Raw genomic sequence first — 18,573 nt, forward strand, 5'->3', positions numbered from 1 at the left:
GCGTACGACGAAGCCCCCCGGTGCACCACCGGGGGGCTTCGTCACGCGTCGGGAGACGGAGGGCGTCCTCAGGCCGTCGTGATGCCTCAGACCGTGGTGACGACCTCGTCGTACGCCAGGCGCGGGGAGCGCGGGAACCAGGCGTCCGGGCCCGGGCGGCCGATGTTCACGACCATCAGCGGGGTGTGGTCGTCGTCCAGGAACTCCTTGCGGACGCCCTCGAAGTCGAAGCCGGTCATCGGCCCGGCGGCCAGACCCGCGGCGCGCACGCCGACGATGAAGTACGCGGCCTGCAGGGCGGCGTTCAGCAGGGCGGCGCCCTCGCGCGCCGGGCGCTCGCTGAAGAAGGCGTCCTTGGCCTGCGGGAAGTGCGGGAAGAGCTGCGGCAGCTCCTCGTGGAACTCGTTGTCCGCCGAGAGGATCGCCACCAGCGGAGCGGCGGCCGTCTTGGGCTGGTTGCCCTCGGCCATGTGCTGGACGAGGCGCTCGCGGGCCTCGGGGGAGCGGACCAGCGTGATGCGCAGCGGCGACTGGTTGAAGGCGGTCGGGCCGTACTTGACCAGGTCGTAGATCGCCTGGACCTGCTCGTCGGTCACCGGCTCGTCGGTGAAGGTGTTCGCGGTGCGGGCCTCGCGGAACAGCAGGTCCTGGGCGGCGGGGTCAAGAACGAGAGACATGGTTGATCTTCCTCGGGGTGTGCGTCGGCGCTCCGCGCGGAGCGGTGGGAGCCGTTGACGGGGACGACGCTACGGGAAAGAAGTTCAAAGTTCAACCAAAACTGGGATGCGGTGATCCGCTTCACATCGCCGTCGAGGCGAAGGGGGCGGTCCGAGGGGCGCGGCGGCGGGCGGGTCGCCGGAGGACGGGCGGCGGAATCGCCGTCGGTCCGCGTCGCCGTGGCCCCTGCGCCGCCTGCCGGACCCGCGCACCCGCGCGTGGGACCTCGTCGTCCTGCACACCGTCCACCCCGGGCGCCGGCGCGTGTCGGATGGCCCGGCGCGCGCCGGGCTCGGCGTGCTCACCGGGACGGACCGGCCCGCCAGAGCCTCACCACCGAGCGGCGGGGGGGGGTGCCGGCCTCCCCGAGGGGGCCGGCCCGACGGTGCCCTGGCCGCGCTTCACGGCGCTGGAGGTGAAGTGATGCAGGTCACTCCGGCGGCCGGATGACTTCTCCTCCGGGCGCGGGTCTCACACGGTGGCAGAACGCCTCGCACACCCGGACCGCTTGGAGCGCATCGACATGACCGCCGCCGTGAAGGGCCCCGCCTCCTATTTCCCGTCGATCGAGAAGAAGTACGGCCGCCCGGTCGCCGAGTGGAAGGAAATGATCCGCTCCTCTCCGCTCGGCAAGCACATGGAACTCGTCGCCTGGCTCAAGACCGAGCACGGCCTGGGCCACGGGCACGCCAACGCGCTGGTGGCGCACACCCTGGCCGAGGACACGCGGAAGTAGGCCGCGCGCCGACGGGACCGGCGGCCGCCCTCCCGCGGGGCGCCGGCCGCCGCCTAGCGGTCGGCGTCCTCGTCGTCCGCCTCGGCCTCCTCGGCGAGCGCCGCGTCGAGGCGGGCCCGGGCGCCGTCCAACCAGCGGCGGCAGACCTTCGCCAGCTCCTCGCCCCGCTCCCACAGCGCGAGGGACTCCTCCAGCGTCGTACCGCCGGCCTCCAGCCGCCGTACGACCTCGATCAGCTCGTCCCGCGCCTGCTCGTACCCGAGCGCCTCGGTCACGGCCGTCGGCTGCTCCACCTCGCTGGTCATCCACCCACCCTATGCGTCGACTCGTACGGAGAAATCACCCTCGGACACGCGTGCGCGCAGCGTCTCGCCCGGCTCCACCTCGCCGGGGTCCCGCACGGCGTGGCCGTCGGCTCGCTGGAGCACCGCGTACCCGCGCTTGAGGGTCGCGGCGGGGGAGAGGGCCACCACGCGCGCGTGCGTGTGCGCCAACTCCGAACGGGCCCGGTCGAGCTGGTGCCCGAGGGAGCGGCGGCCCCGCTCCAGCAGGGCCGTCACCTGGTCGGCCCGCTCGTCGATCATCCGGTGCGGATCCTGTATCGACGGCCGGGCCAGGGCGTGGGCCAGCCCCCGCTCCTCCCGGTCGACGTACGCCGCCACGCAGCGCCGGGCGCGGTCCCGGAGCTGGCGCACCCGCTCGTACTCCTCGCCGACGTCCGGCACGACCTTCTTCGCGGCGTCGGTCGGCGTGGAGGCCCGCAGGTCGGCGACGTGGTCGAGGAGCGGATTGTCCGGCTCGTGGCCGATCGCCGAGACGACCGGCGTACGGCAGGCGGCGACCGCCCGCACCAGCTGCTCGTCGGAGAACGGCAGCAGATCCTCCACGCTGCCCCCGCCCCGCGCGACGACGATCACATCGACGTCGTCCATCGCGTCCAGCTCCTTCACCGCCTGCGTCACCTGCGGCACGGCGTGCACGCCCTGCACGGGGACATTGCGCACCTCGAAGCGGACGGCCGGCCAGCGGTGCCGGGCGTTCTCCAGGACGTCCCGCTCGGCCGCCGAGGCCCGGCCGCAGACCAGGCCGATGAGCTGCGGCAGGAACGGCAGCGACTTCTTCCGCTCGGGCGCGAAGAGCCCCTCCCGCGCGAGGGTCTTCTTCAGCTGCTCCAGGCGCGCCAGCAGCTCCCCCACACCCACCGGCTTGATCTCGGCGGCCCGCAGCGACAGCTGTCCCCGCGGCGCGTACCACTCCGGCTTCGCCTGGACCACGACCCGCGCGCCCTCACCCACCACGTCCGCCACCGCGTCGAACACCTGCCGGTAGCAGGTCACGCTCACGGAGATGTCGTACGACGGGTCGCGCAGCGTCAGGAACACGACGCCCGCGCCGGGCCGCCGCGACAACTGGGTGATCTGCCCCTCGACCCACACCGCGCCGAGACGGTCGATCCAGCCTCCGATCAGGCGTGACACCTCGCCGACGGGCAGCGGGCTTTCGGGAGTCGAGTGGACAGCCATGCGCCCGAGCGTAGCGGCCGGGTCCGACAACGCGGCCCGGTCGACGGCGGGGCCGCCGCCGAAGCCGCCGGTGCGCGGGGAGGCCCGCCCAGGTCGCCCGCCTTCCGGGCAGTCACCCCCGGTCCGCTCACGTCCCCGCCGGAGGCCTGCGCCGGGCCTGGACCGCCAGCACCACCAGACCCACCGCCAGCCAGATCGCCCCCACCACCTGCGCGGTGTGCGAGGCCTCCACGATGACGGCCACGGTGATCGCCGCGCCGAGCACCGGCAGCAGCACATGGCGCCACCAGCTCACCGGCCCCCCGCGGCGCCGCACCGCGAACCAGCCCACCACGCTCGCGTGCAGCAGTGTGAACGCCGTCAGCGCGCCGACGTCGACGACCGAGACCAGGTGGTCGAGACCGTCGTCCCGGCGCGCCGCCCACACCGCGGCCCCCATCGTGATCACGGCCGAGACCAGCAGCGCCCCGCGCGGCACCCCGGAGTACGTCCGCGACAGCACCTTCGGCAGCCGCCGGTCGCGGCCCATCGCGAAGATCAGCCGCCCGGCCGCGGCCTGCCCGGCCAGCGCCGCGAACGCCGCACCGATGGCCTTGCTCACCGCCACCAGGTCGTGCAGCCACGTGCCGACCGACGAGTCCACGGCGTCGTAGAACGCCGACCCCTGCCGCTCCGGCTCCGCCGCCAGCTGGGCCGACGACACCGGCTCCAGCAGCGCCACCAGGTACGTCTGCGCCACGAACAGCACGCCCGCCAGCGCCAGGCAGAACAGCAGCGCCCGCGCGACCTTCGCCGACCCGCCGGTGACCTCCTCCGCGAAGGTCGCGATCGCGTCGAAACCCAGGTACGACAGCACCGCCACCGACACCGCGCCCACCACCGCCGACAGCGCGAACGCCCCCTGCGTCCCGTCCCCGGACAGTGGCGACAGCCAGCCCCGCTCGGCACCGTCACGCGCCAGGACCACGACCGCCGCCACCAGGAACACCAGCAGGACCACGATCTCCATGGCGAGCACCAGGAAGCCCACCCGGGCCGCGGCGCGCACCCCCCACAGGTTCAGCGCCGTCGTGACGACCACCGCGATCGCCGTCCACACCCAGCGCGACACCTCCGGGACCAGCGCCTCCATGGCGATGCCGGAGAACAGGTACGCCACCGCCGGGATGAGGACGTAGTCCAGCATCGCCATCCAGCCCGCGACGAAACCGGCACCGTTCCCGAGCCCCGCGCGCGCGTAGGCGAACACCGAGCCCGCCTGGGGGACCACCCGCACCATCTGGGCGTAGCTGAACGCGGTGAACGCCATCGCGACCGTGGCGATCACGTAGACGAGCGCCACCGCGCCGTGCGACTTGGCGTCCAGCGTGCCGAAGACCCCGACCGGCGCCATGGGCGCGATGAACAGCAGCCCGTAGACGACCAGATCCCTGAAGCCGAGGCTGCGCTTCAGCCGGTGCTCGTGCTCCGGGTGCGCTGGGTGCTCGTCGTGTTCGTGGTGTTCGCCACCGGCCCCGTCGGCCGCCGTACCGGTCTCCGCCATCGTGCCTCCGCCAGCACCTCGGACCCTGCTCGGACCCTGCTCCGGAACGTCCCCGTCCGCGTCCCCGTCAGTCTCCCCGGCAACGCCGCACCCACGCGATCTCTGACCCGCCGAACGCGGCCTTACGATGGGTGCCATGACTGCTTCGCCTGGCCGCCGTGTCCTGCTCGCCGCCCCCCGTGGCTACTGCGCGGGTGTGGACCGCGCCGTGATCGCCGTCGAGAAAGCCCTGGAGCAGTACGGCGCTCCCGTCTACGTCCGGCACGAGATCGTCCATAACAAGTACGTGGTCCAGACCCTGGAGAAGAAGGGCGCCGTCTTCGTCGAGCGGACGGACGAGGTCCCCCCGGGCAACATCGTGATGTTCTCCGCCCACGGCGTGGCCCCCGTCGTCCACGAGGAGGCCGAGCGCGGCAGGCTCGCCACCATCGACGCCACCTGCCCGCTCGTCACCAAGGTGCACAAGGAAGCCGTCCGCTTCGCCGACGACGACTACGACATCCTCCTGATCGGCCACGAGGGCCACGAGGAGGTCATCGGCACCTCCGGCGAGGCCCCCGACCACATCCAGCTGGTCGACGGCCCCGAGGACGTCGCCAAGGTCGAGGTCCGGGACCCGTCCAAGGTCGTCTGGCTCTCCCAGACCACCCTGTCGGTGGACGAGACCATGGAGACCGTCGACGCCCTCAAGGAGAAGTTCCCGCAACTCATCTCCCCGCCGAGCGACGACATCTGCTACGCCACGCAGAACCGCCAGCTCGCCGTGAAGCAGATGGGCGCCGAGGCCGACCTGGTGATCGTCGTCGGCTCCCGCAACTCGTCCAACTCCGTACGTCTCGTCGAGGTCGCCAAGCAGGCGGGCGCCCGCGACGCGTACCTCGTGGACTTCGCCGACGAGATCGACGCGGCGTGGCTGGAGGGCGTGACCACGGTGGGTGTCACCTCCGGCGCCTCCGTACCGGACGTCCTGGTCGAGCAGGTCCTGGAGTGGCTGTCGCAGCGCGGCTTCGAGGACGTGGAGATCGTCAAGGCCGCCGAGGAGTCGATCGTCTTCTCGCTGCCCAAGGAGCTCCGCCGCGACCTGCGCGAGGAGGCGGCGTCCCTGGTGGCGGAGCGGGGCGGCTCCGGTACGGCAGGGGCGTGACCGTCAGTCGTCCGTCGTAACGTGGGGCCATGCAGATCTTCGGCGTGGACATCGGCGGATCCGGGATCAAGGGCGCCCCTGTGGACCTCGACAGGGGCGACCTGGCCCAGGAGCGCCACAAGGTGCTGACCCCGCATCCCGCGACCCCCGACGGCGTGGCCGACGGGGTGAAGCAGGTTGTCGAGCACTTCGGCTGGACCGGCCCGGTCGGGCTGACCTTCCCGGGCGTGGTCACGGGCGGCGCGACCGTCCGCACCGCGGCCAACGTGGACAAGGGCTGGATCGACACGGACGCGCGGGCCCTGTTCGCCGAGCGGCTGGGCGGGCTGGACGTGACGGTCGTCAACGACGCCGACGCGGCGGGCGTCGCCGAGATGCGCTTCGGCGCCGGCCGGGACCGCAAGGGCACGGTCATCCTCCTCACCTTCGGCACCGGCATCGGCAGCGCCGTCTTCACCGACGGCGTCCTCGTGCCCAACAGCGAGCTGGGCCACCTGGAGCTGGAGGGCCACGACGCGGAGAAGCGCGCCTCCAGCAAGGTCAAGGAGGACCACGACATGTCGTGGGAGCACTGGGCCCACCGCGTGCAGAAGTACCTCGCCCACGTCGAGATGCTCTTCTCGCCCGAGCTGTTCGTCATCGGCGGCGGCGTCAGCCGCAAGGCGCACAAGTTCCTGCCCCACATCGAGGGCATCAAGGCGGAGATCGTGCCCGCCGAGCTCCAGAACAACGCGGGCATCGTGGGAGCGGCGATGCACGCGGCGGAGGCAGCGGGCCGCGGCAGCGCCGGTTGACGGGGCGGAGGGCGGGTGCCGCGGGCCGGCCGGGGCGGGCTTGCGCGTGTTCCGGGGCGTTCTGGCAGGCGTCGGGTCCACAGGCCGTCCGGGGCGGCGGAACCGGCCGCCGCCTGACCTGTGCACCAGGCCGCCCGGCCTGTGCACGAGGCCACCTGACCCGCCCGCCCGCCCGGCTCACCTGCCGCCCCTCTGCCCCTCCGCCCTACGTCCTCTCAGCCGCCCCCCGTCACACCGGCCGGCCGGCCTTCGTCACACCGGCGGGTGCCTCCGCGCGGCGGCCCGGCGACGCATCAGCCGGATCCGGCGGACGAGCACGGTCACCCCCGCGACCAGGGTCCCGCCGTAGAGCCAGCCCGCCTCCGTGGCCAGGGCGGTCACGAGCCCCATTAGCCGCCCGCCCAGCCCCTCGCCGCTCTCGGCGACGGTCACCAGGCCCACGGCGAAGGCGATCGGCACGACGACGGGGGCCGTCAGCAGGTCGCCCCGGCGCACCCAGAGCGCGGTGAGCAGGCACACCGGCAGGAACAGCACGCCGTACACCGTGAGGGACGCGCCGAACAGCACCTGGTCGAGGAAGCCGAGCACGAGCATCACCGCCGCGCAGAACAGACCGCTGCCCAGCCCGGTCAGCCGGGGATCGGGCATCTGGCGCAGGGCACGCACCGCCCGCGCCACCGGGGGGCCGGGCCGCGCCGCCGGAGCCGGCCGCGCCTGCGCCGGTCGAGCCGTGGCCGGCCTGCGCCCGCCACCCGCACCGGGCCCGCCGCCCGGCCGGGCGACGGCCCGCCCGGCCGCGGCGCCGCCCGCTCCCCGCCCCTGCGGGGGCAGCGGCGCCCGACCCCGTCGCGGTCCGTACTGCGCAGGTCGCGTCCCGTGTTGCTCCACTGGACCAACTTAGGTCTGTTTATGTGCCGAATAGGCCGACAGACACGCCGTCGGCCAGAGCTTGGCCGAGCGTTCGACGCCACGCCGGGGCGGTACCGGCCACCCCGTAGACTGGTGGATCGGCCCTGCCTGGCCCGCCCCACTCCTCCGCATCCTCACGTACGGGAAGTCGCAACGTGTCGCTCACGATCGGAATCGTCGGTCTGCCGAATGTCGGCAAGTCGACCCTGTTCAACGCCCTGACCAAGAACGACGTGCTCGCGGCCAACTACCCGTTCGCCACGATCGAGCCCAACGTCGGCGTGGTGGGCGTCCCCGACCCCCGCCTGACGAAGCTGGCCGAGATCTTCTCCTCGGAGAAGGTCCTCCCGGCCACCGTCGACTTCGTCGACATCGCGGGCATCGTGCGCGGGGCGAGCGAGGGCGAGGGCCTGGGCAACAAGTTCCTGGCCAACATCCGCGAGTCCGACGCGATCTGCCAGGTCATCCGCGCCTTCAAGGACGAGAACGTCGTCCACGTCGACGGCAAGGTCTCGCCGAAGGACGACATCGAGACGATCAACACCGAGCTGATCCTCGCGGACCTCCAGACCATCGAGAAGGTCCTGCCGCGCCTCCAGAAGGAGTCGCGCATCAAGAAGGACGTCGCGCCGAAGGTGAAGGCCGTCGAGGAGGCCAAGGAGATCCTGGAGAAGGGCGACACGCTCTTCGCCCACGGCATCCTCCAGGGCAGCGACCGCGCGGAGCTCCTCCACGACCTGCACCTCCTCACCACCAAGCCCTTCCTCTACGTCTTCAACGTCGACGAGGACGAGCTGACCGACGAGGACTTCAAGAACGAGCAGCGCGCCCTGGTCGCCCCCGCCGAGGCGATCTTCCTCAACGCCAAGCTGGAGCAGGACCTCGCCGAGCTGGACGAGGACGAGGCCCTGGAGCTCCTCCAGTCCGTCGGCCAGGACGAGCCCGGCCTCGCCACCCTCGCCCACGTCGGCTTCAACACCCTCGGCCTGCAGACCTACCTCACGGCAGGCCCCAAGGAATCCCGCGCCTGGACCATCAAGAAGGGCGCCACCGCCCCCGAGGCCGCCGGTGTCATCCACACCGACTTCCAGAAGGGCTTCATCAAGGCCGAGGTCATCTCCTTCGACGACCTGGTCGCCACCGGCTCGGTCGCCGAGGCCCGCGCCAAGGGCAAGGCCCGCATGGAGGGCAAGGAGTACGTGATGCAGGACGGGGACGTGGTGGAGTTCCGCTTCAACGTCTGACGGCTGACGTCTGACGCTCACCACGTCACTGATCTGACAGACATGCAGGTCAGAAGGGGCCCGACTCTTCGAGGTCGGGCCCTTTGTCTTTTCCCGTGCTGGGATGGTGCCGGGACGTGGAGGCCTGTCGGCGAGGGGATCCGCTCCGGTGAGTGGCTGAACCTTGGGACGCCGGCTGCCGGCTCTGGCAAGGGGGTCGGCACGGCCAGACGGTTCTCGTGACGAATCGCGAGCACGCCCGGTGGGGACGCCGAGGTCAGACGTCCTTGATCTGCACGCGGTCGCCGCACAGTCTCGACCAGTCGTCGCGGTTCGCGGTCAGCACGAGGACGGGTGCCGGGGAGCGGAGCGCCATCGCGGCGACGAGGGCGTCGATGGCGTACGTGTGGCCGTGCAGGCCGCCGGCATCGCTCAGCAGCTGCACCGCGGTGAGACCGTCCGCCTGGGTGACGTCCTGGACCTGAAGGCGGGAGAGCAGCCACCGCAGTCGGGCGGTGTCCGTCTTCCCGTGGACGGCTTCCACCACCGTCAGGGCCGATACGAGGACGGGTACGCCCACGCGCCGAGCAGCCTCGATCCGGGTGATCATCTGGCGATCGTTGCGCAGCAGCAGAGACAGCGCCTGGGAGTCGAGCACCAGGGACCTGGCCGCAGGCTCCTTCATGCGGCGCTGTCGTCCGATGCGTAGGGGGCCGGGGCGTCGCCGAACAGTTCGCTCTGTGCCGCCTGCACTTCGGCCTCGCTCAGCGGCTCGTGCTCGGCTTCGTAGGTGGCCACGATCTCGGCGAAGCCGTCCACGGCGAGCTGATACCGGACCGCCGCCGTCACGTACGCGGACACGCCGCGCTTGCCGGTACGGGTGCGCAGAGCACCGAGGAGTTCCGAGGGCATCGAGACGGAGATGTTCTCCGTGCCGCCGGGGCGGGGTGACTTCATGGGCGCAAGTCCAGTACAGAAACTATTACAGGGTCGGGAGTGCTGCGCGACCCGTATCCGGGGCGGCTGGGTGATGTGAAGTCGACATGGCGCTGAGGGGAGGAGGCGGACCACCGGTTTCGGTAACCGGCGATCCGCCGCCTTGCCGCTGCTCTTTCGCCCGGGACGCAGCCGGCTGGAGGGGGAGCGGTCGAAGCGGGCGTGTGTTGCGCGTCCCTGAGTACGTCGCGGCCGGCTTCGGCGACTTCTTCGTCAGCGGGGACGTGTCCTACTTGGTGGCCCCCCGCGCGAACCCGTTGTAGATGTAGCGCTGGAGGAACAGGAAGATCAGCAGGGTCGGGAGGATCACGAGGACGGCGCCGGCGGAGATGTTCTCCCAGTGCGCCCCGAAGGGGCCCTTGAAGCGGAACAGGGCCGTGGACATCGTGCCGAGTTCCTCGGAGGGCATGTAGAGGAACGGGATGTAGAAGTCGTTGTACGTGGTGATGCCCTTGATGATGACCACGGTCGCGACCGCCGGCTTGAGCAGCGGGAAAATGATCTTGCGGTAGATGGTGAAGGAGTTGGCGCCGTCGAGTCGGGCCGCCTCGTCGAGGGATTTCGGGATCCCGCGGATGAACTGCAGGAAGATGTAGATCGACACGATGTCGGTGCCCATGTACAGCAGGATCGGCGCCCAGCGGGTGTCGAAGAGGCCGAAGCTGTTGACGACCTGGAAGGTGGCGACCTGGGTGGTCACGCCGGGGACCAGGGTGGCGATCAGGAACAGCGCCATGACGAGACGCTTGAGGCGGAAGTCGAAGCGGTCGATGGCGTACGCCGTCATGGAGCCGATGACCACGGTGCCGGTGATGGAGAACAGCAGGATGAAGGCGGTGTTGCCGAAGGCCGTCAGCAGGTGGCCGTCGGTGAACGCCGTGGCGTAGTTGGAGAAGTTCAGCCAGTCGTCCGGCAGGGACAGGGCGCCCTGTCCGTCGGAGATCTCGTCGTAGGACTTCAGCGAGGTGAGGAACACCACGAGGAGGGGCACGAGGACGACGAGGGAGGCGATGATCAGCGAAAGATAGGTGAGCGCGGCGCCGACGCGGGGGCGCCTGCGGGCCTGGTTCCGCTCGGGGGCGGCGATGGTCATACGAGGTCCACCCTCTCGTCGGGCACGATACGGCGCTGGATCCAGGTGATCAGCAGGATGAGGGCCAGCAGCACCACCGCGCAGGCGGAGGCCAGGCCGGTCTTGTTGAACTGGAAGGCGAACTTCACCGTCTGGATGACGAACGTCGAGGTCTCGGTCGCGCCGCCGGTCATGATGTACGGGATCTCGAAGACGGACAGCGAGCCGGAGACCGCCAGGATGACGCTCAGGCTCAGCACCGGCCTGATGCCCGGCGCGATGATGTGCCGGAACTGCTGCCACCGACTCGCGCCGTCGAGTTGGGCCGCCTCGTAGAGCTCCCCCGGGATGGACTGGATCGCGCCGAGGAACAGGACGAAGTTGAGGCCGGTGAAGCGCCACACGGACACGCCGGCCAGCGAGGTGTTGGCGGACTCCGGGGTGCCGAGCCAGGCGTGGTCGCCGTCGGCGCCGAACCAGGACAGGACGGAGTCGAGGGTGCCGCCGTCCTGGAAGAAGTAGAGGAAGACGAAGCCGATCGCGACCCCGTTGATCAGGTACGGGAAGAACAGGATGCCCTTGAACAGGTTCCTGAAGCGCAGGTCGAAGCTGAGGACGGTGGCGAAGTACAGGGCCACGACGATCTGCACGACGGAGGCCGCGAGGTAGTAGAGGCTGACCGCGAAGACCTTGAAGAGTTCGGGCCGGGTGAACAGCTCGGTGTAGTTGTCGCCGCCGACGAAGTTCCGGTCGGGGCTGACGCCGTCCCAGTCGGTGAAGCTGTAGAAGATCATGTTGCCCACCGGCACGTAGGTGAACGTGACCAGCAGGGCCAGCGGGGCCAGGAGGAACAGCCACGGGGTGACGCGGCGCCATGGCCGGTCACGCCACGAGGATCCGCGCGGTGTGCGGTGGCGGGATCGTCGCCCGGCGGCCCCCTCCTTCTCGGCGGCCGGCGCGGGCGGGGATGCGGTGGAGGCGGTACGGGTCATTGCGGAGCCAGGGCCTTTCGTCGTCCGCTGAGGGGAACGGGGCGCGGAGTCCCTCCCGTGGGCGGGAGGGACCCGGCTGGGCGACGGTTCAGGAGCCGGCCGTCCGCCTCGCCTCGGACCAGCGCTCGTCCAGTTCGTCGAAGTAGCCGTCGAGCGTCCCGTCCACGGCGCCGCGCGCGATGTCGATCAGCTTCTGGCGGTAGTCGGGCTTGGCCAGGCCGATCTCGGAGGCGTTGTCGATGGCGTTGACCTCGGCCGTCCGCGCCTCCGACCGCTCCACGATCTTGACATCGTTGTCTACGTACTCCTGGAGGGTGTCCGGCATCCCCTCGGACTTCAGGGCGGAGACCGCGCCCTCCTTCGCCGCGTACCCCGACTTCTCGGTGAACCAGTCGATCCAGGCCCGTGCCGCGCTCTTGTGGTCGGAGTGGACGTTCACCGCCTGCTGGTAGTCGGAGACCAGGGTGGCGCAGAACCGGCCGCCCTCCTGGGCCGGGACGGGCATGAAGCCGATGTCGTCGGGGTTCTCACCGGCCTTCTCGGCCGCGTCCCGCATCTGGTTGATCGCCCAGGAACCGAGCATCATGCTGCCCACCTCGCCCTTGGCCAACAGGGTCTTCGAGCTCTCCCAGTTGGTGGTGGCCGGGTCCTTCTCCGACAGCTTCTCGTGGACGATGTCGTGCAGGAGGGTGTCCAGCGCGTGCAGGTCGGTGCCCTCCTCCCAGGGCTTGTCCATCTCGGCCAGCTTGTCCGAGGCCTGGCTGTCGCAGCTGACCGAGCCGACGCTGTTGGTCCAGGTGCCGCTGAGCGGCCAGCCGTCCTTGAAGTTGGTGTAGTACGGCGTGGCATCGGTCTTCCGCTCGACGGCCCTGAGGTCGTCCAGGAACTGCCGCGGCGTCGTCGGCCACTCGGAGATGCCGGCCCGCTTCCACAGCGCCTTGTTGTAGACGAAGCCGTTGGCGGTGCCGAAGGTGGCGATCCCGTACGTCCTGCCGTCGACGTCGGTCTTGTCGGTGAAGCGGTACGTGCTCCTCATCGTCGCGGTGTCGCCCAGCGGCGCGAAGAACTTCGGGTAGTCGCCCTTGGGGATCACCCCGGGGATCAGCAGGACGTCGCCGTAGTCCTCGGTGTTCATGCGGATCTTCACCTCGCCCTCGTAGTCGGTGAGGCCCTCGAACTCGACCTTCACCTCGGGGTAGGTCCTGTTGAACTCGGCCGCGTACCTCTTCATCGTCCCGTCCTGGATCAGGTCGGTGCGATTGGTCAGGACGGTGATGTCCCCCGAGACGCCGTCCGGGTTGACCGGCGCGGCGGCTGTCTCGTCGGCGTTCGGGCTCCCGCCCCCGCTGCACCCCGCGACGGTCAGCATCGCGGTGGTGAGCAGAGCGACGCCCAGCGTCTTCTTCCCCATGTGCCCAGCTCCTTCCAGGGACTACGGCTCGGGCTCCGGTGGTTGTCGGCGACTATGGCAGCCGCCCGTGAACCGGTAAAGCTCATGCCTTCACCGCGATACCCAATCGTTACCTGCACGGATGCGGGCGGTGCGAAGTGCGCGGCCTCATCAGTGCCCTTGTCGGGGAAGGGGACGCGAAGAGAGGGCTAGACCGGTTCACTTGACGGGGGTTAAGTTGAGCCGCGTCGCCCACGAAACCGGGCCCGTCCCGCCTAAGGAGCCGCACATGAAGGAAGTCGTCCAGCTCGCCGAGGGCTGGAGCCTGCGCCACAGCGACGGTCCGCTGCCCGCCCGGGTCCCCGGCTGTGTCCACACCGATCTGCTCGCCGCCGGTCTCATCCCCGACCCCTTCCTCGGCGTCGACGAGCCGGAGGTCGCCTGGGTCGGACGGCGTTCCTGGACCTACGTCCGCGACCTCCCCGCCACCGACACCGCCGCCGACGCGCACGAGCGGACCGACCTCGTCTTCGACGGGCTGGACACGGCCGCGACCATCACGCTGGACGGGCGGGAGCTGGGACGCACCCGCAACATGCACCGCCGCTACCGCTTCGACGTCACCGACCACCACGGGCCGCTGTCGGTGGACTTCGCCTCCGCCTACGACGAGGCCGCGTCGGTGCGCGCGCTGACGGGGGAGCGGCCCAACGTCTACCCCGAGCCGTTCCAGTACATCCGCAAGATGGCGTGCTCCTTCGGCTGGGACTGGGGACCGACGCTGGTCACCGCCGGCATCTGGCGTCCGGTCCGGCTGGAGCGCTGGTCGACGGCGCGGCTGGCCGCGGTGCGTCCGCTGGTGACCGTCGAGGACGGCACCGGCCGGGTCGAGGTGCGGGTCGAGGTCGAGCGCACCGCACAGGGCGCGGACCGTCGTCTCGCCGTGCGCGCCACCGTAGGAGGCGTCGAGGCCCACGCCGCCGTCGAGGGGACGCGGGCCGTGCTGACGCTCGACGTGCCCGACGTCTCCCTGTGGTGGCCGCGCGGCTACGGCGCACAACCGCTGCACGAGCTGGAGGTCGTACTGACCGAGGAGGGGTCGGGGGACGAGGGCGCGAGGGGGGCCGGGCACGGGACCGCGGAGGGGGCCGAAGGCCGGCGCCTGGACTCCTGGCGCCGGCGGATCGGCTTCCGCACCGTGGAACTCGACCGCTCCCCGGACGAGCACGGCACCGGGTTCACCCTGGTCGTCAACGGCGTCCGCGTCTTCGCCCGCGGCGTGAACTGGATCCCCGACGACGTCTTCCCCTCCCGGATCACGCCCGAGCGCTACCGCACCCGGCTGCGCCAGACGGCCGAGGCCGGGGTGGACCTGGTGCGGATCTGGGGCGGCGGCATCTACGAGGACGACGCCTTCTACGACGTCTGCGACGAACTGGGCCTCATGGTCTGGCAGGACTTCCTCTTCGCCTGCTCCGCCTATCCCGAGGAGCAGCCCCTGCGCGGCGAGGTGGAGGCGGAGGCCCGGGACAACGTTGTCCGGCTGATGCCGCACCCGAGCCTCGTGCTGTGGAACGGCAACAACGAGAACCTGTGGGGCTTCCGGGACTGGGACTGGGAGCCCGCGCTCGCCGGGGACTCCTGGGGCGGCGGCTACTACCTGGACCTGCTGCCCCGCGTCGTCGCCGAACTCGATCCGACCCGGCCCTACACCGCGGGCAGCCCCTGGTCCGGATCGTGGGAGCACCATCCCAACGACCCCGCCCACGGGACCCACCACTCCTGGGAGGTCTGGAACCGCCGGGACTACGCCGAGTACCGCGACTCCGTCCCCCGTTTCGTCTCGGAGTTCGGCTGGCAGGCGCCCCCCACCATGGCGACCCTGCGGCGCGCGCTGCCCGGCGAACGGCTCGCACCCGACTCGCCCGGCATGCTGCACCATCAGAAGGCCGAGGACGGCAACGGCAAACTGAACCGGGGCGTCGAACGCCACTTCGACCTGCCCGCGGACGACTTCGACCGCTGGCACTACCTCACCCAGGTCGTGCAGGCCCGCGCCGTCGCCGCCGGCATCGAACACTGGCGTGCGCACTGGCCGGTCTGCGCCGGCACCGTCGTGTGGCAGATCAACGACTGCTGGCCGGTCAGCTCCTGGGCCGCCATCGACGGCGACGGCCGCCCCAAGCCCCTGTACCACGAGCTGCGCCGGGTCTACGCGGACCGCCTCCTCACGCTCCAGCCGGGCACCGACGGCCCGGTCCTCGCCGTCGTCAACCAGGCAGCGGAGCCGTGGCAGGCCCAGGTGACCCTGCGCCGGATGCGGGCGGACGGCACCGAGATGGCGGACCTGGTCCTCGACCTGACCGTCGGTCCCCGCTCGGTGCACCGGCAGGACGTGCCGCGGGAACTGGCGCCGGACGAGCGCTCGGGCAAGGAACTCCTCGTCGCCGACTGCCGCGAGCTGCGCGCCCTGCATGTGCCGGTACCGGACAAGGACTTCGCGTATCCGGCCCCTCGCTACGACGTCGCCGTGGAGTCTCCGGTCGGTGGGGGGACGGGTAGTGTCGAGGTCGTGGTGACAGCACACACTCTCGTACGTGACCTTCTCCTGCAGGCCGACCGGCTCGGCCCGGACGCGGTCTGCGACACCGGACTGCGCACCCTGCTCCCCGGAGAACGGGCCCGGCTGCGGGTCGTGGGCGCGGCCGAGGCCGGCGCCAACGCCGTACGCGCCGCACTGTACTGCGTGGCACCGGCGTGAGCGCACCCTCCGCACGCGTCACCATCAAGGACGTGGCCGCCGCCGCGGGCGTGTCGAAGGGTGCCGTGTCCCTGGCGTTCAACCACAAGCCGGGCGTCTCCGAGGCCACCCGGGAGCGGATCTTCGCGGCGGCCCGGCAACTGGGCTGGGCGCCCAACTCCTCGGCCCGGAGCCTGTCGCGCCAGTCGGTCGACACCGTCGGGCTGGCGATCTGCCGGCCGGCCCGGCTGCTCGGCCTGGAGCCGTTCTACATGGAGTTCGTCTCCGGCATCGAGAGCGTGCTGACCGAGCGGGACTGCTCGCTGCTGCTGCGGCTGGTCGACTCGCTGGAGGAGGAGATCGGTCTGCAGGAGCGCTGGTGGCGGGAGCGGCAGATCGGGGGTTCGATCCTGGTCGACTTCCACCAGGAGGATCCGCGGGTCGAGCCGCTGCGGCGGCTCGGTCTGCCCGCCGTCGCCGTCGGCCACCCCTCCCTGACCGGGGGCTTCCCCTCCGTGTGGACCGACGACGCCGCCGCCGTCGCCGAGGCGGTGCGCTACCTGGCGGCGCTGGGGCACCGGCGCATCGCGCACGTGGGCGGCCCCCGAGGCCTCGGGCACAGCGCCATCCGGACGACCGCGTTCGAACAGACCATGGGTGAACTGGGCCTGCGGGGCGGCCTGCACGCGGAGACCGGGTTCTCGGGCGACGAGGGGGCACGCGCCACGCGTTCCCTGCTGCTGACCCCGGAACGGCCCACGGCGATCCTCTACGACAACGACATCATGGCCGTCGCCGGGCTGGGGGTGGCGGCCGAGATGGGCATCTCGGTGCCGGAGGACCTGTCCCTGCTGGCCTGGGACGACTCCCAGCTGTGCCGGCTGACCCATCCGACGCTGTCCGCGATGAGTCACGACGTGCACGGCTTCGGGGCCCAGGTCACGCGCGTGCTGTTCGAGGTCCTCGACGGCCGGCAGGTTGCGTCCCGGCCGGTGGCGACGCCGTCCCTGGTGCCGCGTGCCTCGACCGCCTCACCCCGTTCCTAGAGCGGGCACGCGCGTGTGTGGAGCGGGGCCTGCGCCACGCTTCACACGGAGCATTTACCGGTTAATGAAGCTGGACCACAGGGTCGCGCCCCGCCGCCGTCAACCGGTCCTGAATCACCTTCTTGGCTGGTGAAGGTCGACTCCCTGTCGTGATGGCGTGCTGGTCAGCCTGTTTAGCGGTTTAGTCCGAGAGGCTTCCGGGAGCCCTCCGGGAAGCGTCCTCATGTCCGATGGGCCGATCCCGAACCGACTATTGACATGAGCGGAACAGGCGGTGCCTCATGGTGGGGCGACGAGCCGTCCGCGGCTCCCTCCGGCCCAGGCCGCCGTCGTGCACCGGGACCGGTTCTCCGGTGCCCGCTCCACTCCACACCCCCAGCGCCCGTGAAGCGCTCGTCAGGCGCGCCCGCAGGACCGAGGCCGCCGTCGGACATCGTTGTCATCGGGCGCGCGGCGACTTCGAGGAGACACATGCGAAAGCCGAGAAGCACCCTCATCACGACGGCGGGGGAGGCGTTCGCCGCCGTCCTCGGCCTGGTGGTCTCGCTGGCCGGGCCCACCGCCGGCACGGCGGAGGCCGCGCCCACCGGTATCCGCGTCGGCAACGGCCGGGTGGTCGAGGCCGACGGGAGCGACTTCGTGATGCGCGGGGTCAACCACGCCCACGCGTGGTACCCCGACCGCACGGCTGCTTCCCTCGCCGACATCGCGGCCACGGGAGCCAACACCGTCCGCGTCGTGCTCAGCAGCGGTGACCGCTGGACCCGGACGAGTGCCACCGAGGTCTCCTCCCTCATCGGCCGGTGCAAGGCCGTCAAGGTCATCTGCGTGCTGGAGGTGCACGACACCACCGGCTACGGAGAGGACGGCGCCGCGACCTCCCTGGACAGGGCGGCGGACTACTGGATCGGCGTGCGCAGCGCGCTGGAGGGCCAGGAGGACTACGTCGTCGTCAACATCGGCAACGAGCCGTTCGGCAACACCGGCTACGGCGCCTGGACCGACGCGACCAAGGCGGCGATCGGCAGACTCCGCGGCGCGGGCATCGACCACGCCCTGATGGTCGACGCCCCCAACTGGGGCCAGGACTGGTCCGGCACGATGAGGAACAACGCCGCCTCCGTCCTCGCCTCCGACCCCGACCGCAACACCATCTTCTCGATCCACATGTACGGGGTCTACGACACCGCCGCCGAGGTACGGGACTACCTGCACGCCTTCGTCGACAACAAACTGCCCATCGTGGTCGGCGAGTTCGGCGACCAGCACAGCGACGGCAACCCCGACGAGAACGCGATCATGGCCACCGCCCGCGCCCTGGGCGTCGGATACATCGGCTGGTCGTGGAGCGGCAACGGCGGCGGCGTCGAGTACCTCGACATGGTCACCGGCTTCGACGCGACCCGCCCGACCGGCTGGGGCAACCGCATCCTGCGCGGCAGCGACGGCATCGCCGCCACGTCCAGGACCGCCACCGTCTACGGCGGCGGGGGCGGCTCGGGCGGCGGCACCGCACCCAACGGCTACCCGTACTGCCTGAGCGGCGGCTCGTCCGACCCGGACGGGGACGGCTGGGGCTGGGAGAGCGACCGCTCCTGCGTCGTCCGGGGCGGCGCCGCGGACCGCTGACGACCCTCTCGCCGCCCACGGGCGGTCCTCCTGCCCCGAGGGGGAGGCAGGAGGACCGCACGGGCCCGCCGGCCGCCGGCCCCGGTGTCACCGGCCCGTCGTACCGTCGGTCCCGGCCG

17 protein-coding genes are annotated in these 18,573 nt (G+C 71.2%); 7 read left to right on the plus strand and 10 right to left on the minus strand.

Going from position 1 to position 18,573, the window contains the following annotated elements; genetic code table 11:
• Nucleotides 1–86 precede the first annotated feature (86 nt).
• A complete protein-coding gene (locus ACGF5T_RS02370) occupies nucleotides 87–677 on the minus strand; it encodes a malonic semialdehyde reductase (protein WP_356604166.1) in 591 nt (196 codons plus the stop codon).
• Between the two features lie 563 nt (nucleotides 678–1,240).
• Here ACGF5T_RS02370 and ACGF5T_RS02375 point away from each other — a divergent pair.
• Nucleotides 1,241–1,453, plus strand: coding sequence for a DUF4287 domain-containing protein (locus ACGF5T_RS02375; RefSeq protein WP_356604168.1), 213 nt, complete (start codon nucleotides 1,241–1,243; stop codon nucleotides 1,451–1,453).
• Nucleotides 1,454–1,506: 53 nt separating this feature from the next.
• On the opposite strand, the gene ACGF5T_RS02380 is transcribed toward ACGF5T_RS02375, so the two are convergent.
• The 3 genes from ACGF5T_RS02380 to ACGF5T_RS02390 all read right to left on the minus strand — a co-directional run bounded on the left by ACGF5T_RS02380 (nucleotide 1,507) and on the right by ACGF5T_RS02390 (nucleotide 4,519).
• Nucleotides 1,507–1,758: an exodeoxyribonuclease VII small subunit gene (locus ACGF5T_RS02380; protein ID WP_356604170.1), complete on the minus strand. Its 252-nt coding sequence runs from the start codon at nucleotides 1,756–1,758 to the stop codon at nucleotides 1,507–1,509.
• Between the two features lie 9 nt (nucleotides 1,759–1,767).
• Nucleotides 1,768–2,976, minus strand: a complete 1,209-nt coding sequence (gene xseA, locus ACGF5T_RS02385; protein WP_356604172.1) for an exodeoxyribonuclease VII large subunit — start codon at nucleotides 2,974–2,976, stop codon at nucleotides 1,768–1,770.
• A gap of 127 nt (nucleotides 2,977–3,103) precedes the next feature.
• A complete protein-coding gene (locus tag ACGF5T_RS02390) occupies nucleotides 3,104–4,519 on the minus strand; it encodes an APC family permease (protein WP_366766062.1) in 1,416 nt (471 codons plus the stop codon).
• 127 nt (nucleotides 4,520–4,646) lie between these two features.
• Between ACGF5T_RS02390 and ACGF5T_RS02395 the strand changes: the two genes are divergently transcribed.
• Both ACGF5T_RS02395 and ppgK read left to right on the plus strand, forming a co-directional pair.
• Nucleotides 4,647–5,663 carry a 4-hydroxy-3-methylbut-2-enyl diphosphate reductase gene (locus ACGF5T_RS02395; protein WP_366766063.1) on the plus strand — a complete coding sequence of 339 codons (1,017 nt, stop codon included), beginning with the start codon at nucleotides 4,647–4,649 and terminating at the stop codon, nucleotides 5,661–5,663.
• 29 nt (nucleotides 5,664–5,692) lie between these two features.
• Nucleotides 5,693–6,457: a polyphosphate--glucose phosphotransferase gene (gene ppgK / locus ACGF5T_RS02400; RefSeq protein ID WP_366766064.1), complete on the plus strand. Its 765-nt coding sequence runs from the start codon at nucleotides 5,693–5,695 to the stop codon at nucleotides 6,455–6,457.
• 252 nt (nucleotides 6,458–6,709) lie between these two features.
• On the opposite strand, the gene ACGF5T_RS02405 is transcribed toward ppgK, so the two are convergent.
• The gene (locus ACGF5T_RS02405) at nucleotides 6,710–7,345 is read right to left on the minus strand and encodes a DUF6542 domain-containing protein (protein WP_366766065.1); all 636 of its coding nucleotides are present in this window, start codon (nucleotides 7,343–7,345) and stop codon (nucleotides 6,710–6,712) included.
• Nucleotides 7,346–7,521: 176 nt separating this feature from the next.
• On the opposite strand from ACGF5T_RS02405, the gene ychF reads away from it, so the two are divergent.
• Nucleotides 7,522–8,610 carry a redox-regulated ATPase YchF gene (gene ychF, locus ACGF5T_RS02410; RefSeq protein ID WP_356604181.1) on the plus strand — a complete coding sequence of 363 codons (1,089 nt, stop codon included), beginning with the start codon at nucleotides 7,522–7,524 and terminating at the stop codon, nucleotides 8,608–8,610.
• Nucleotides 8,611–8,866: 256 nt separating this feature from the next.
• Here ychF and ACGF5T_RS02415 read toward each other — a convergent pair whose 3' ends face one another.
• The 5 genes from ACGF5T_RS02415 to ACGF5T_RS02435 all read right to left on the minus strand — a co-directional run bounded on the left by ACGF5T_RS02415 (nucleotide 8,867) and on the right by ACGF5T_RS02435 (nucleotide 13,060).
• Nucleotides 8,867–9,274 (minus strand): PIN domain-containing protein, encoded by a 408-nt coding sequence (locus ACGF5T_RS02415; protein ID WP_366766066.1) that lies wholly within the window; start codon nucleotides 9,272–9,274, stop codon nucleotides 8,867–8,869.
• Complete coding sequence (locus tag ACGF5T_RS02420) at nucleotides 9,271–9,546, minus strand: hypothetical protein (RefSeq protein ID WP_366766067.1); 276 nt, start codon at nucleotides 9,544–9,546, stop codon at nucleotides 9,271–9,273. Before ACGF5T_RS02420 ends, ACGF5T_RS02415 begins: the two co-directional genes overlap by 4 nt.
• Nucleotides 9,547–9,814: 268 nt before the next feature.
• Nucleotides 9,815–10,678: a carbohydrate ABC transporter permease gene (locus ACGF5T_RS02425; protein ID WP_356604187.1), complete on the minus strand. Its 864-nt coding sequence runs from the start codon at nucleotides 10,676–10,678 to the stop codon at nucleotides 9,815–9,817.
• The gene (locus ACGF5T_RS02430; protein WP_366766068.1) at nucleotides 10,675–11,649 is read right to left on the minus strand and encodes a sugar ABC transporter permease; all 975 of its coding nucleotides are present in this window, start codon (nucleotides 11,647–11,649) and stop codon (nucleotides 10,675–10,677) included. The genes ACGF5T_RS02425 and ACGF5T_RS02430 overlap by 4 nt, the downstream gene beginning before the upstream one ends.
• Nucleotides 11,650–11,737: 88 nt before the next feature.
• The gene (locus tag ACGF5T_RS02435; RefSeq protein WP_361017773.1) at nucleotides 11,738–13,060 is read right to left on the minus strand and encodes an extracellular solute-binding protein; all 1,323 of its coding nucleotides are present in this window, start codon (nucleotides 13,058–13,060) and stop codon (nucleotides 11,738–11,740) included.
• Nucleotides 13,061–13,328: 268 nt separating this feature from the next.
• Here ACGF5T_RS02435 and ACGF5T_RS02440 point away from each other — a divergent pair, with 268 nt between their 5' ends.
• From ACGF5T_RS02440 to ACGF5T_RS02450, 3 genes are all read left to right on the plus strand, one after another.
• Nucleotides 13,329–15,800: a glycoside hydrolase family 2 protein gene (locus ACGF5T_RS02440; RefSeq protein WP_366766069.1), complete on the plus strand. Its 2,472-nt coding sequence runs from the start codon at nucleotides 13,329–13,331 to the stop codon at nucleotides 15,798–15,800.
• A complete protein-coding gene (locus ACGF5T_RS02445) occupies nucleotides 15,797–16,825 on the plus strand; it encodes a LacI family DNA-binding transcriptional regulator (RefSeq protein WP_361017777.1) in 1,029 nt (342 codons plus the stop codon). The genes ACGF5T_RS02440 and ACGF5T_RS02445 overlap by 4 nt, the downstream gene beginning before the upstream one ends.
• 471 nt (nucleotides 16,826–17,296) lie before the next feature.
• Complete coding sequence (locus ACGF5T_RS02450; protein ID WP_366766070.1) at nucleotides 17,297–18,454, plus strand: cellulase family glycosylhydrolase; 1,158 nt, start codon at nucleotides 17,297–17,299, stop codon at nucleotides 18,452–18,454.
• Nucleotides 18,455–18,573 lie beyond the last annotated feature (119 nt).

It is taken from the genome of Streptomyces sp. NPDC047853 (genome assembly GCF_043204535.1).
GTDB lineage: Bacteria > Actinomycetota > Actinomycetes > Streptomycetales > Streptomycetaceae > Streptomyces.

Coding starts and splice junctions, on each gene's coding strand:
- ACGF5T_RS02370 (WP_356604166.1), bottom strand. CDS start 677: ATGTCTCTCGTTCTTGACCCCGCCGCCCAGGACCTGCTGTTCCGCGAG.
- ACGF5T_RS02375 (WP_356604168.1), top strand. CDS start 1,241: ATGACCGCCGCCGTGAAGGGCCCCGCCTCCTATTTCCCGTCGATCGAG.
- ACGF5T_RS02380 (WP_356604170.1), bottom strand. CDS start 1,758: ATGACCAGCGAGGTGGAGCAGCCGACGGCCGTGACCGAGGCGCTCGGG.
- xseA (WP_356604172.1), bottom strand. CDS start 2,976: ATGGCTGTCCACTCGACTCCCGAAAGCCCGCTGCCCGTCGGCGAGGTG.
- ACGF5T_RS02390 (WP_366766062.1), bottom strand. CDS start 4,519: ATGGCGGAGACCGGTACGGCGGCCGACGGGGCCGGTGGCGAACACCAC.
- ACGF5T_RS02395 (WP_366766063.1), top strand. CDS start 4,647: ATGGGTGCCATGACTGCTTCGCCTGGCCGCCGTGTCCTGCTCGCCGCC.
- ppgK (WP_366766064.1), top strand. CDS start 5,693: ATGCAGATCTTCGGCGTGGACATCGGCGGATCCGGGATCAAGGGCGCC.
- ACGF5T_RS02415 (WP_366766066.1), bottom strand. CDS start 9,274: ATGAAGGAGCCTGCGGCCAGGTCCCTGGTGCTCGACTCCCAGGCGCTG.
- ACGF5T_RS02420 (WP_366766067.1), bottom strand. CDS start 9,546: ATGAAGTCACCCCGCCCCGGCGGCACGGAGAACATCTCCGTCTCGATG.
- ACGF5T_RS02425 (WP_356604187.1), bottom strand. CDS start 10,678: ATGACCATCGCCGCCCCCGAGCGGAACCAGGCCCGCAGGCGCCCCCGC.
- ACGF5T_RS02430 (WP_366766068.1), bottom strand. CDS start 11,649: ATGACCCGTACCGCCTCCACCGCATCCCCGCCCGCGCCGGCCGCCGAG.
- ACGF5T_RS02435 (WP_361017773.1), bottom strand. CDS start 13,060: ATGGGGAAGAAGACGCTGGGCGTCGCTCTGCTCACCACCGCGATGCTG.
- ACGF5T_RS02440 (WP_366766069.1), top strand. CDS start 13,329: ATGAAGGAAGTCGTCCAGCTCGCCGAGGGCTGGAGCCTGCGCCACAGC.
- ACGF5T_RS02450 (WP_366766070.1), top strand. CDS start 17,297: ATGCGAAAGCCGAGAAGCACCCTCATCACGACGGCGGGGGAGGCGTTC.